This window comes from Flavobacterium channae (assembly GCF_021172165.1).
In the GTDB taxonomy this organism is placed as follows: Bacteria; Bacteroidota; Bacteroidia; order Flavobacteriales; family Flavobacteriaceae; genus Flavobacterium; species Flavobacterium channae.
This window is the reverse complement of sequence record NZ_CP089096.1, coordinates 1,776,523-1,789,217: the sequence shown is the minus strand read 5'-3', so window position 1 is coordinate 1,789,217 and position 12,695 is coordinate 1,776,523. Positions and strand designations below refer to the sequence as shown.

The window sequence follows — 12,695 nt, the reverse complement described above, 5'->3', positions numbered from 1 at the left end:
AATGTCTTAAATCAGTGTTTTTGAATTAAAAATCTCATATAAAGTTACAAAAAAAGGCAGTATATATCATACTGCCTTAAGTTAATAATGTTATAAAATTACCTTCTAAACTTATTATTGGTAATAATACCTTTTAGTTTCGCTTTTAAATCTTCTCCAGTATCATACACCATTTGCTCATTACTTGGAAAAGGAACAGCTCTACGATCAAAATATTGGTAATATGTTTCTTCACAAGCACGTTTATCACCATTGTAATTTGCGTAGATATAGTCAAAAATAAATTCGCTAGTTACAGGAAAAGCATCAATTAACTGGTTAGTTCTAAAATCAATGTAATCTACTTTTGCAGTAACTTGGCACGATTTTAACTGTGTAAATTCATAAATACTAACAGTAATCGTTTTCATATTATCTACTTTAATAGGATTTCCTAAACTGTCTTTGACCACATTTCCGTTAGCATCAAGTAATGTTTTAGTTCCGTCTTTAATTTGTTTTTCTTTGATAAATTGTTTCTCTTTTACTTGCTCCGGAGAAATATTAATTTGTCTAAAGTTTACAATCATTCCAAAATCATAATTGATGTTTTTTTGTTTATTGTTATGATAAACAGTCCATTTATCGTTAATTCCATAAGTGCTAAAATCTAACAAATCGTCTTGTAAACGTTTTGGAATAACCATATTGGTTTCGTTTTTAGTATAAACATGAACAAAATCAGTTCCTTTAAACTGAGCTTCATCCATTAACGCACGAACATCTCTATAATTAGGATTCAATTTGTCTAGATAAGCTAAATCATCATAAGCTTGTCTAAAATCTATTTTATTTTTTGAACTCAATAATTTTTTAGCATTTGAATATAAAAATCCAGAAAGATTATTTTTACTACTAATCAATTCGTCAGAATAGTCATCCATAGGAAAAATAGCATTTCTACCTTCCTTAATTAATTGTAAAGGTAAAATAGGTTTAATTCTTTCCTGACGATTGTGTAATTGTGTGTAAAGATTGAATATTCTTTCGTAGTTTGAAGGATTATTTTCTTTTATTAATAAGTTTAAAGATTCTAAATCGCGTTGCTTTGCCTTAGCAAAAGCTTCTTCTAGCAAGTAAACGTAATCTTGGTTTCCTTTTGAGTTTTTATTGGTTCTTAAACCTTCTAAAGCTCTATTTATAGCACCATCATAATCGCCATTACTAAGCATTGATTGAGTTTGCTTCACACCGCAAGAAACAATTAATAACGATAAAAATAATAAAGTAATTTTTCTCATAAAATTTGAAATTTAGGCAAATATAGAATTTTTTTGGAGCTATTTAATTGGATAGTTCTCTTTTTTGGAGCTCTATCTTGCTGTCCATTCTATCTTTTTTTTTAGAGCAAAAACAAAAAGGATGCCATTTCCATCAAGGCTATAAAAACAAATCTCCGAAAGGTGAATTTTGGAGTTTTTTATTTTTAAAAATAAGTTGATTATAATTTTAAATCGACTACTGGTAAAAGTTTACTCGAAACCTCTCCAAAACCAATTCTTAGATTGTCTTTTTGACAAAATCCTCTAATAATTACAGTATCGTTGTCGTTGATGAATTTACGTTCTGAACCATCTTTCATTTTCAATGGTTTTTGTCCGCCCCAAGTTAACTCTAACATCGAACCGAAAGAATCTTCTGTTGGTCCAGAAATTGTTCCACTTCCCATCATATCGCCAGAATTTACTCTACAGCCATTAATAGTATGGTGAGCCAATTGTTGTGCCATTGACCAATACATATACTTAAAGTTCGAACGTGAAACTACAGTTTCTTCTGAATTTTCAGGTTTAATTAAAACTTCTAGATTGATATCAAATGCCTTTTCACCTTTTTGTTGTAAATAAGGCAATGGCTCTGGTGATTGCTCAGGACCTTTTACTCTAAATGGCTCTAAAGCATCCATAGTTACAATCCATGGAGAAATTGATGAAGCAAAGTTTTTCGCTAAGAAAGGTCCAAGTGGTACATATTCCCATTTTTGGATATCACGCGCGCTCCAATCGTTAAATAAAACCATTCCAAAGATGTGTTCTTCTGCTTCTTCTACTGGAATTGGTTCTCCCATTAAATTTGCATCGGTAGTAATGAAGGCGGTTTCTAATTCAAAATCCACTAATCTTGATGGTCCAAAAACTGGAGTTGTTTCTCCGTTTGGTAAGGTTTGTCCATAAGGTCTGTGTACCGGAATTCCTGAAGGAACAATTGTAGAACTTCTTCCGTGATAACCTACAGGAATGTGTAACCAGTTTGGTAATAATGCATTTTCTGGGTCACGGAACATTTTTCCTACGTTGGTAGCATGTTCTTTTGAACTGTAAAAATCGGTGTAATCTCCAATCTGAACAGGTAAAAGCATCTCAATGTCTTCTACTTTAAAAATAATAACTTCTCTATGAGATTTGTTATCTCTTAATTTGGGATTAGTTTCATCAAAAAGTTCAGCTAAGCGATTTCGTACTAAACGCCATGTTTTTTTTCCGTCAGAAATAAAATCATTCAATGTGTCTTGCATGAACATGTCGTCTGTTAAATCGATACCCTCAAAATAACCTAATTGTTGTAAAGCACCCATATCGATGGCGCAATTTCCAATTCTTGTTCCAATAGTGATGACATCTTCTTTAGTGATGAAAACACCAAAAGGGATATTTTGGATAGGAAAGTCGCTGTTTTCAGGAACATTTATCCATGATTTTCTTTTTGGGTCATTGGCAATATTTGGCATATTTATATTGTTAGTTTGTTGTTGAAAAATTATGAATCAAATATAAAATTATCTAGCAATGTAACAAACCTTTTTCGTAATTTTGACCTAATTTTAACGAATATTTATTGCAATGCAACGCGACGAACAAATTTTTGACCTAATTCTTGACGAACAAGATAGACAAATTCACGGAATTGAATTAATTGCTTCTGAAAACTTTGTTAGCGACCAAGTAATGGAAGCGGCAGGTTCATGTTTAACCAACAAATACGCTGAAGGATATCCTGGTAAAAGATATTACGGAGGATGTGAAGTAGTAGATATTGTAGAACAAATTGCAATTGACAGAGCAAAAGCTTTATTTGGAGCTGAATATGTAAACGTTCAACCTCACTCGGGTTCTCAGGCGAATACAGCCGTTTTTGCAGCTTGTTTAAAACCTGGCGATACTATTTTAGGATTTGATTTATCACATGGTGGTCATTTAACACATGGTTCTCCAGTTAACTTTTCAGGGAAATTATACAATCCAGTATTTTATGGGGTAGAAGAGGAGACAGGTGTTTTAAACTATGATAAAATCCAAGAAATAGCAACAGCAAACAAACCAAAAATGATTATCGCAGGAGCTTCAGCTTATTCTCGTGATATGGATTTTAAACGTTTCAGAGAAATTGCTGATAGCGTTGGTGCTTTATTATTAGCGGATATTTCGCACCCAGCAGGATTAATTGCTAAAGGTTTATTGAATGACCCAATTCCACATTGTCATATTGTAACTACAACTACTCACAAGACATTAAGAGGTCCAAGAGGAGGTATGATTATGATGGGGAAAGATTTCGAAAATCCTTGGGGATTAACTACTCCAAAAGGAGAAATCAGAATGATGTCGCATGTTTTAGATATGTCGGTTTTTCCAGGAAATCAAGGTGGACCTTTGATGCATATTATTGCTGCTAAAGCGGTGGCGTTTGGAGAATGTTTGACGGATGAGTTTTTCCGTTATGCGATGCAGGTGAAGAAAAATGCACAGGCAATGGCAGAAGCATTTAACAGAAGAGGATACAAATTAATTTCTGGTGGTACTGATAATCACATGATGTTAATCGATTTAAGAAATAAAGGAATTTCAGGTAAAGATGCAGAAAATGCATTGGTAAAAGCTGAAATTACTGTAAATAAAAACATGGTGCCGTTTGATGATAAATCACCATTTGTTACTTCGGGTATTCGTGTGGGAACTCCAGCTATCACAACACGTGGTTTAGTGGAAGAAGATATGGAGACTGTTGTAGCTTTAATTGATAAAGTTTTAATGAATCATACTGATGAAGCTGTTTTAGAACAAGTTGCGGAAGAAGTTAATGATTTAATGAGCGAAAGAGCAATGTTTGTTTTTTAATTGAAAGAAGATTAAATAACTTAAATATTAAATAAAAAATCCGAGCATTGCTCGGATTTTTTATTTTAACATCATAATTCGTAATTTTCTTATTCGTAATTATTTACCGTCTCTATCAACTTTTATTCTTTCAGGACGATTTGCTAATTCCCAAGCCAAGGCAAAAGCCAATTGTGCTCTTTTTGCTAAAGCGTCATATTCAATTTTGTCTGGAGTATCTGTTGCTTTGTGATAATCTTCATGTACACCATTAAAGAAGAATATAGATGGAATTCCTTTTTTAGCAAAATTATAATGGTCTGAACGGAAATAAATTCTTTCAGGATCATTTCTATCGTTGTATTTGTAGTCAAAATCTAACTTAGTGTATTTTGCATTAACTTCTTCATTAATTGTATGAAGTTCGCTACTTAATCTATCAGAACCGATTACGTATACATAATTATTAGTATTTGGATGTAATGTATCGCGTCTACCAATCATATCAATGTTAATATCTGCAATTGTATTTGCTATTGGAAACAATGGATTTTCTGAGTAATATCTAGATCCGTGTAATCCGTGTTCTTCACCAGTAACGTGTAAAAATAAGATAGAGCGTTTTGGTCCATTTCCATTTTTCTGAGCTTCTTTAAATGCTTGTGCAATTTCTAATAAAGCAACAGTTCCTGAACCGTCATCATCGGCACCATTGAATATTTCTCCATTTTTCATTCCCACGTGGTCATAATGCGCAGAAATTACTAAAATTTCATCTGGTTTTTCAGAACCTTTGATGAAAGCCCAAATGTTTTCTGAATCATTCAATTTAGGAGCAAAACCTCTTTTCATGAATTCAGAAGGGACTTTTTGATAGAAATCTGTAGCTCCAGGAGGGAAGCTGATTCCCATTTTTTTGTATTCATTAATCAAATATTCACCCGCTTTTTTTTGTCCAGGTTCTCCTGTGTTTCTACCTTGCATTTCATCCCCAGCAACAATATGTAAGTGTTTGCTTAGTTCGTCTGCACTAATAGTATTAATGTATGTGCCTGCATCTGCATTTTTATTTTGAGTAGTTTGAGCAGAAGAACAACTCGCTAATAAAAGTGTCAAAATAGCACCTGAAAACAATATTCTCTTCATAGTTTTAGGTTAGGTTATATTAATAGTTTAAACAAATATAATAGTTAGTAGCTAAAAATGTTTTTTTATTACGGATTTTTAACATTAAAAAAAATCCCAAATCCATTAAGCTGGAATTTGGGATTTCTAAATTAAAACTTTAAACGATTATTTCACTTCTTCAGTTGGAGTAATATCGTTAGAATTAGTAACATCTTTAGGTACATCTTCTCCTTTTAAATACGTTGGTAAATTTAAACCAGCCATATTAAATAAATCATTTAAAGGAGGAACTGTTTTCATCATACCTGATACAAAATTTGCTGTTGAACCATTACCATCTGTATTGTTTCCTGAATCCCAAACAGTAATTTTATCAATTTTGATATTCTTAACAGCTTCAACTTGAGTTTTAACCAATTCAGGTAATTTTTCAATTAACAATAATTGGAAAGCTTTTGTTGGATCACCACCAGCTGCACCTACAACTTCACGGTAACCTTCCGCTTGTTTGGTTAAGATTTCATACAAACCTTTTGCTTCAGCTTCCATTTTTGCAAAAATAGCATCAGCTTCCCCTTTTGCCTGAACACGAATTCTTTCCGCTTCTGCTTGTGCATCGATAACTGCTTTTTGTTTCGCAATTTCTGCTGGAATTACAATGTTTGCATTTTGTGTAGAACGCTCTCTTTCAGCACGAGCGGCTTCTGCTTTTTGTTCAGCTTGATACGCTTCTTCTAATGCTTTTGCTTGTTGTACTTTTTCAGAAGCTAACGCAATACGTAATGCTTCTGCTTCTTTTTCACGTCTTGCAGCTTCCGATTGAGCAATGGCAATTTTTGCCTCATTTTCTCCTTGAATTGCAATCGCGTTTGCTTCAGAAGTTGCTACACGAGTATCTCTTTGTGCTTCAGCTTTACCAATGCTTTCATCTCTAAAAGCTGCCGCAATACTTACTTCTCTGTCTTTGTTTGTTACTGCGATTTTAACATCACGATCTCTGTGCGTTTCTGCAATTTGAACGTCTTTTTCACGATCAGCAACTGCTTTTCCAGTTTCCCCGATTTTCTCTTGCTCAGCAACCGAAATTTTAGCTTCGTTAATTGCTTTTGCAGCGGCTTCTTTTCCTAAAGCTTCAATATAACCCGATTCATCTTTGATATCGGTAACGTTAACGTTGATTAATTTTAATCCTATTTTCTTTAATTCTGAATCAACGTTTTTAGAAATGTTATCCAAAAATTTATCTCTATCCGAGTTAATTTCTTCAATTGTCATGGTTGCGATAACCAAACGCAATTGTCCAAATAAGATATCTTTTGCCAACTCTTGAATTTGTTCTGGATGCAAACCTAACAAACGCTCAGCTGCTGTATTCATGCTGTCTGTTTCAGTTGAAATCGCAATTGTAAAACGACAAGGAACATCAACACGAATATTTTGACGAGAAAGTGCATTGGTTAAATTAGCTTCAATAGAAATTGGTTTTAAATCTAAAAATGAATAATCCTGGATTACAGGCCAAATAAAGGCACCACCTCCGTGAACACATTTTGCCGATGTGCCACCAGTTTTACCATAAATTACTAAAATTTTGTCGGAAGGACATCTTTTGTAACGCGAAATTAAGGTCACAAAAGTTACGAATAGCACAAAAGCGGCTACAACAATAATAATGATTTGTGTCATATAAATAAAGGATTAGATTTTTTCTACGATAACTAAGTTGTGGTCAACCGCAACTACTTTTACAGCAATTCCAGAAGCTAATTTTTCAGGAGAATTAGTAATAGCATCTAATTCATGAAATGAACCATTTACACTTATTTGGATTTTTCCTTTTCCAGATTTAGCTTCAGGAATGGTCAAATATACTTCACCCGTTTTGTTGATAGTGTTTTCAATTTTGAAACTATTATCTTCTGAAAGTTTTAATATTTGCTTGATTAAGAAAAAGAAAACCCCAACAAATAAAACCCCAACAATTACAGATATACCAATAAGAACAGTTTTATTTTCGATAGATTCATAAAATGAAATTCCTGTCCAGCTAAAACCCAGCAAAAAATTAATTAAGTTACGTAATGTAAATAATTCAAATGGGGTATCACCATCACCATCATGAGAATCAGCATCTGTTTCAGAACCACTTAAACCTATAAAAGTAGAAATAGTTTGCAATAGAAAAAAGATACTTACAGGCAATGCAATGTACCAGAAAGCCTTTAGTAATGGCTCATAATTTTCGAGAAAGTTCATAGTTATCAGTTTGTTTTCTAATTATACGATTAGTTTTACAAAAAGTTACAATTTACAAAAAAATACTGCTAACTAACTTTAAAATCACTTTATTTTATTGATAAATTCTTTGATGTTGGAAACTGGATTATTCTTTAAAAACGAGATAAAAGCACTGCCAATAATTGCACCTTTTTGAAATTCAATTGCTTGATTGAAGGTGGTTTTGTCTTTAATTCCAAATCCAACTATTTGCTGATTTTTTAGTTTTAAATCGGAAATTCTTTTGAAATAATTGATTTGTTCTTCACCAAAACCTGATTTACTTCCCGTTACAGCTGCCGAACTCACCATATAAATAAAACTATCCGAAATAGCGTCAATTTGTTTTATACGTACGTTTGAAGTTTGAGGTGTAATCAAGAAAATATTTTTCAAGTTGTATTTTTCAAAAAGGGCTTTGTATTCGGTTTCATAAACATGTAAAGGTAAATCAGGTATTATTAATCCATCAATTCCAACTTCAGCACATTTTTGACAGAATTTCTCCATTCCAAATTGCATCAACGGATTGAAGTAACCCATTATGATTAAAGGAATTTCTACGGTTTTACGAATGTCTTTCAATTGTTCTAATAGTAATGAAGTTGTCATTCCGTTTTCAATTGCAATTGTCGAACTTTCTTGAATGGTTGGTCCATCTGCTAAAGGATCTGAAAAAGGCAAACCAATTTCAATCATATCAACACCGTTTTTCTCTAATTCTTGAATAATGGAAACGGTGTCGTTTATTTTTGGAAATCCTGCTGTGAAATAAATGGAAAGCAGTTTTTTATCTTCTTGTATTTTTTGATTAATTCTGTTCATATTATTTGTTTTTGACTAATCACTTTTCACTAATTACTATTCAATAAATTTAAAATAATCAATATAGGTATTCAAATCTTTATCGCCTCTTCCTGATAAGTTAATAACAACAATATCTGAAGGTTGAAATTGTTTTTTGTCTAAAACCGCAAAAGCGTGAGCCGTTTCAATAGCAGGAATAATACCTTCTGTTTTAGAAAGATTCAATCCAGCTTGCATGGCATCCGAATCAGTTATGGCAATAAATTCAGCACGTTTTACATCATGTAAATGCGCGTGCAGTGGACCAACTCCGGGATAATCTAAACCTGCTGAAATTGAATAAGGTTCAGTGATTTGGCCATCTTCGGTTTGCATCAATAAAGTTTTACTTCCGTGAATAATTCCAATTTTCCCTAATACAGATGTTGCAGCACTTTCTCCTGAATCTACGCCATGTCCAGCCGCTTCTACAGCGATTAATTTTACCGATTCTTCGTCTAAAAATTCGTAGAAAGCTCCAGCAGCATTACTTCCTCCACCAACACAAGCAATTACATAGTCAGGAGTTTCTTTGCCTTCTTGTGTCAGAAGTTGGGTTTTAATTTCTTTTGAAATCACACTTTGAAAACGTGCCACCATATCAGGATATGGATGTGGTCCAACAACTGAGCCAATGATGTAAAAAGTATCAATTGGGTTATTAATCCAATCTCTAATTGCTTCATTGGTAGCATCTTTCAAGGTTTTCGAACCCGAAGTCGCAGCACGAACTTCAGCGCCAAGCATTTTCATTCGTGCTACATTTGGTGCTTGACGTTTAATATCAATTTCTCCCATATAAACAATGCATTCAAGCCCCATTAAGGCACAAACCGTTGCAGTGGCCACGCCGTGTTGACCTGCGCCAGTTTCGGCAATAATTCTTTTTTTACCAAGACGTTTTGCAACTAAAATTTGCCCAATAGTGTTATTGACTTTGTGAGCTCCAGTATGGCACAAATCTTCTCGTTTTAAGTAGATTTTTGTATTGTATTTTTCAGACAAACGTTTTGCAAAATACAAAGATGTTGGGCGTCCAATATATTGTTTCAATAAATCGTTAAACTCTTCTTGAAAAGAAGGTTCGACCATTATTTTAAGATAATTCTCTTTTAATTCTTCTACATTCGGATATAACATTTCTGGAATAAAAGCACCTCCAAATTTTCCGTAAAATCCGTTTTCATCAACATTATATTTCGTTTTCATAAAGTAATTTTTTAAATTTTTTCAGTTTAATTTCACTTTTTAAACCTGGTTTTGTTTCAAATCGACTATTGACATCTATAGCAATACAATTTTTTGCAACATCGGTTTTGAAAAATTTTTTAATAGCATCTATTTCCGTTTTTCCAATTCCACCACTTAAGAAAAAAGGCTTGTAGAATGGATATTGTTCTAAAATTTTCCAATCGAACATAATGCCATTTCCTCCAGGTAATTTTCCTTTAGTATCAAAAAGAAAATAATCTATAAATGGAACATATTCTTTTAGATTATTGAAGTTAAAATCGTTGTTTACAGAGAAAACTTTAATAACTTTTACATCCAATCTTTTTACCATTTTACAAAAATTAACCGTTTCATTTCCATGAAGTTGTACGGTTTGAAGTTGGTATTGTTTTATTTTAGTACTAATTTCATTAATGGAAGCATCTACAAACACACCCACTTTATTTATTGTTTCAGGAATTTCAGGAATTGCATCTAATTCCATTTTTCGCTTTGACTTTTCCCAAAAGATAAATCCCATATAATCTGGATTTAAATCTGAAATTTTCTCAATATTATCGGAATATTTCATGCCACAAATCTTTAGTTGTATTCTTTTCATAATAGTAGTTCTTTGATAAAATTTTGTGCTGCTAATCCTGGATTATTAGTCTTCATAAAATGTTCTCCCATTAAAAATCCTTGATAACCAAATTGTTGCAATTCTTTAACGGCATCAACTGAACTAATACCACTTTCGGACACTTTTACAAATTCATCTGGTATTTTTGATGCCAATTGTTTGCTGTAATCTAAACTGACTTCAAATGTTTTTAAGTTTCTATTGTTAACGCCAATCATATCTAAACTTGGCATTATAGCGCTCTCAAGTTCTTCTAAATTGTGTACTTCTAGCAAAACTTCTAAACCTAAACTTTGAGCAAATTCCGATAGTTGTTTGATTTCGGATTGTGTTAAAACTGCTGCAATTAATAAGATAACATCAGCGCCATTAGCTTTTGCTTCTAAAATTTGATATTCGTCGATGATGAATTCTTTTCTAAGAAGTGGAATATTAACAGAAGCTTTTGTTAATAATAAATCATCCAAACTACCGCCAAAGTATTTAGTATCGGTTAAAACTGAAATTCCTGAAACACCAGCATTTTGATAACCCAAAACAACATCTTCTACATTATGTTTATTATTGATTTCCGCTTTAGAAGGCGAACGTCTTTTATGTTCGGCAATAATTCCTACAGCACTATTTTTTAATAGTTTGTTAAGAGAATACGTTCTGGAATTAAATAAAGCTGAAGCTTCAAGTTGTGCTACAGAAATAATACTTTTCTTCACTAGCACTTCTCTTTTTTTGTCGACGATAATTTTATCTAAAATGTTCATGATTAATTACTTATTTCGATTAATTTTTTTAATTTTTCAAATGCTTTTCCGCTAGCTAAACTTTCTTGTGCTTTAAAAAGAGCGTCTTCATAACTTGATTTTTCTACAGTTTGAATGGCTATGGCTGCATTTGCACAAACTACATTGTTTTGAGGTTTTGTTCCTTTCCCAGAAATGACATCGTAGAAAATTTTAGCCGATTCATCAACAGTTGTTCCTCCTTTGATAGTTTCTAATTTACATTCTGGAAGTTTGAAATCGATTGGTTTTAAGATTTGTTCGGATGTATTAGAAATAATTTTTACTTCATCCGTTAATGAAACTTCATCAAAACCGCTTAATCCATGTAAAATAGAGTAGTTGGTTGTTGTGTTTTGGTATAAATAAGCATACATTCGAGCCAATTCTAAACTGAAAACACCCACCATCTGATTTTTTGGAAAAGATGGATTTACCATTGGTCCCAACATATTAAAAAACGTTTTCACACCTAATTCTTTTCGAATCGGACCTACATTTTTCATAGCAGGGTGGAAGAGTGGTGCGTGCAAAATAGCAATATTTGTTTCTTCGATGGATTTAATTAGGAAATCGGAATTGTTAGTAAATTTCACACCCATTTTTTCCATCACATTACTTGAACCAGAAATGGAGGAAACACCATAATTTCCGTGTTTTGCGACTTTAATTCCTGCTCCAGCTACGATAAATGAGGCAAGAGTAGAAATATTGAAAGTATCTTTTCCATCGCCGCCTGTTCCACACAAATCGATGGTATTGTAAGCGGAAAAATCAACCGGAATACACAATTCTAACAAAGCTTCACGGAAACCCGCTAATTCTTCAATGGTAATGCTTCGCATCATGTAAACCGTCATAAATGCTGCAATTTGACTTGGATTGTAACTTCCAGAAGAAATATTGACCAAAACATCTTTGGCTTCCTCTTTGGTTAGGATTTCGTGTTGAATTAATCTGTTTAATATATTTTTCATTTCAGTAATTTTAATATTGGATATAAGTTGGGCTGTACTTCATTGATTTTGTATTAGTGAAGTAGGAAATTAAGCGTGTATGTTGTTGCTAATTAATGGCTAAGCCAATTTTCTAAGATTTTTTTTCCGTAAGGCGTTAAGACACTTTCTGGATGATATTGAACGCCTCGAATATCAAAATGTGCATGTTTCATCGACATGATTTGACCGTTTTCATCAGTAGAAGTAACGATTAAATCGGTAGGAAGGTTTTCGTTGGCAACTACCCAAGAATGGTAACGTCCGACTTCGAATTCATTTGGTAAATCATTGAAAATAAAGTCGTCATTAGTTTTTTTGACTTTAGTAGCAACACCGTGATAGACTTTATCTAAATTGGTTAGAGTACCACCAAAAACTTCTCCGATAGCTTGTAAACCTAGGCAAACTCCGAAAATACTTTTGCTTGAAGCATATTTTTTGATAACCTCTTTCAATAAACCCGCTTCATCAGGAATTCCAGGACCTGGCGAAAGTAGAATTTTATCGAATTTTTCTAATTCATTTAACTCAAATTCATCGTTTCTAAAAACGGTTATATTCGCATTCAAATCCTCTAAATAGTGGACTAAATTGTATGTAAAACTATCGTAATTGTCTATAACTGCTATTTTCATTTCTTTAATTTTTTTTCAATTTCAAGGGCAAATTCAAGTTCAAA

At 32.8% G+C, this 12,695-nt stretch carries 12 protein-coding genes; 1 reads left to right on the top strand and 11 read right to left on the bottom strand.

Annotation, left to right across the window (positions count from 1 at the left end; all coding sequences use genetic code 11):
• Positions 1–98: 98 nt before the first annotated feature.
• A complete protein-coding gene (locus LOS89_RS08260) occupies positions 99–1,280 on the bottom strand; it encodes a hypothetical protein (RefSeq protein WP_231834807.1) in 1,182 nt (393 codons plus the stop codon).
• A gap of 200 nt (positions 1,281–1,480) precedes the next feature.
• Complete coding sequence (fahA, locus tag LOS89_RS08255; RefSeq protein ID WP_231834806.1) at positions 1,481–2,767, bottom strand: fumarylacetoacetase; 1,287 nt, start codon at positions 2,765–2,767, stop codon at positions 1,481–1,483.
• A gap of 112 nt (positions 2,768–2,879) precedes the next feature.
• On the opposite strand from fahA, the gene glyA reads away from it, so the two are divergent.
• Positions 2,880–4,154 (top strand): serine hydroxymethyltransferase, encoded by a 1,275-nt coding sequence (gene glyA / locus LOS89_RS08250; RefSeq protein ID WP_231834805.1) that lies wholly within the window; start codon positions 2,880–2,882, stop codon positions 4,152–4,154.
• Positions 4,155–4,253: 99 nt separating this feature from the next.
• Here glyA and LOS89_RS08245 read toward each other — a convergent pair whose 3' ends face one another.
• From LOS89_RS08245 to LOS89_RS08205, 9 genes are all read right to left on the bottom strand, one after another.
• On the bottom strand, positions 4,254–5,279 hold the full coding sequence (locus LOS89_RS08245) for a M28 family metallopeptidase (protein ID WP_231834804.1): 1,026 nt from the start codon (positions 5,277–5,279) through the stop codon (positions 4,254–4,256).
• Positions 5,280–5,426: 147 nt separating this feature from the next.
• A complete protein-coding gene (locus LOS89_RS08240) occupies positions 5,427–6,947 on the bottom strand; it encodes a flotillin family protein (protein ID WP_231834803.1) in 1,521 nt (506 codons plus the stop codon).
• A gap of 12 nt (positions 6,948–6,959) precedes the next feature.
• On the bottom strand, positions 6,960–7,517 hold the full coding sequence (locus tag LOS89_RS08235; RefSeq protein ID WP_231834802.1) for an NfeD family protein: 558 nt from the start codon (positions 7,515–7,517) through the stop codon (positions 6,960–6,962).
• A gap of 84 nt (positions 7,518–7,601) precedes the next feature.
• Positions 7,602–8,363: a tryptophan synthase subunit alpha gene (gene trpA, locus LOS89_RS08230; RefSeq protein ID WP_231834801.1), complete on the bottom strand. Its 762-nt coding sequence runs from the start codon at positions 8,361–8,363 to the stop codon at positions 7,602–7,604.
• A 36-nt stretch (positions 8,364–8,399) separates the two neighbouring features.
• The gene (gene trpB, locus LOS89_RS08225) at positions 8,400–9,593 is read right to left on the bottom strand and encodes a tryptophan synthase subunit beta (RefSeq protein WP_231834800.1); all 1,194 of its coding nucleotides are present in this window, start codon (positions 9,591–9,593) and stop codon (positions 8,400–8,402) included.
• The gene (locus LOS89_RS08220; protein WP_231834799.1) at positions 9,577–10,218 is read right to left on the bottom strand and encodes a phosphoribosylanthranilate isomerase; all 642 of its coding nucleotides are present in this window, start codon (positions 10,216–10,218) and stop codon (positions 9,577–9,579) included. Before LOS89_RS08220 ends, trpB begins: the two co-directional genes overlap by 17 nt.
• Positions 10,215–11,000 carry an indole-3-glycerol phosphate synthase TrpC gene (gene trpC, locus LOS89_RS08215; RefSeq protein ID WP_231834798.1) on the bottom strand — a complete coding sequence of 262 codons (786 nt, stop codon included), beginning with the start codon at positions 10,998–11,000 and terminating at the stop codon, positions 10,215–10,217. Before trpC ends, LOS89_RS08220 begins: the two co-directional genes overlap by 4 nt.
• Positions 11,001–11,002: 2 nt before the next feature.
• Entirely contained in the window at positions 11,003–11,995 is a 993-nt protein-coding gene (gene trpD, locus LOS89_RS08210) for an anthranilate phosphoribosyltransferase (RefSeq protein ID WP_231834797.1), read from the bottom strand.
• 92 nt (positions 11,996–12,087) lie between these two features.
• Positions 12,088–12,651: an anthranilate synthase component II gene (locus LOS89_RS08205; protein ID WP_231834796.1), complete on the bottom strand. Its 564-nt coding sequence runs from the start codon at positions 12,649–12,651 to the stop codon at positions 12,088–12,090.
• Positions 12,652–12,695 lie beyond the last annotated feature (44 nt).

What these genes read in the sequence shown, in the direction of transcription:
- LOS89_RS08260 (WP_231834807.1), bottom strand. Translation starts at nt 1,280, where the DNA reads ATGAGAAAAATTACTTTATTATTTTTATCGTTATTAATTGTTTCTTGC.
- fahA (WP_231834806.1), bottom strand. Translation starts at nt 2,767, where the DNA reads ATGCCAAATATTGCCAATGACCCAAAAAGAAAATCATGGATAAATGTT.
- glyA (WP_231834805.1), top strand. Translation starts at nt 2,880, where the DNA reads ATGCAACGCGACGAACAAATTTTTGACCTAATTCTTGACGAACAAGAT.
- LOS89_RS08245 (WP_231834804.1), bottom strand. Translation starts at nt 5,279, where the DNA reads ATGAAGAGAATATTGTTTTCAGGTGCTATTTTGACACTTTTATTAGCG.
- LOS89_RS08240 (WP_231834803.1), bottom strand. Translation starts at nt 6,947, where the DNA reads ATGACACAAATCATTATTATTGTTGTAGCCGCTTTTGTGCTATTCGTA.
- LOS89_RS08235 (WP_231834802.1), bottom strand. Translation starts at nt 7,517, where the DNA reads ATGAACTTTCTCGAAAATTATGAGCCATTACTAAAGGCTTTCTGGTAC.
- trpA (WP_231834801.1), bottom strand. Translation starts at nt 8,363, where the DNA reads ATGAACAGAATTAATCAAAAAATACAAGAAGATAAAAAACTGCTTTCC.
- trpB (WP_231834800.1), bottom strand. Translation starts at nt 9,593, where the DNA reads ATGAAAACGAAATATAATGTTGATGAAAACGGATTTTACGGAAAATTT.
- LOS89_RS08220 (WP_231834799.1), bottom strand. Translation starts at nt 10,218, where the DNA reads ATGAAAAGAATACAACTAAAGATTTGTGGCATGAAATATTCCGATAAT.
- trpC (WP_231834798.1), bottom strand. Translation starts at nt 11,000, where the DNA reads ATGAACATTTTAGATAAAATTATCGTCGACAAAAAAAGAGAAGTGCTA.
- trpD (WP_231834797.1), bottom strand. Translation starts at nt 11,995, where the DNA reads ATGAAAAATATATTAAACAGATTAATTCAACACGAAATCCTAACCAAA.
- LOS89_RS08205 (WP_231834796.1), bottom strand. Translation starts at nt 12,651, where the DNA reads ATGAAAATAGCAGTTATAGACAATTACGATAGTTTTACATACAATTTA.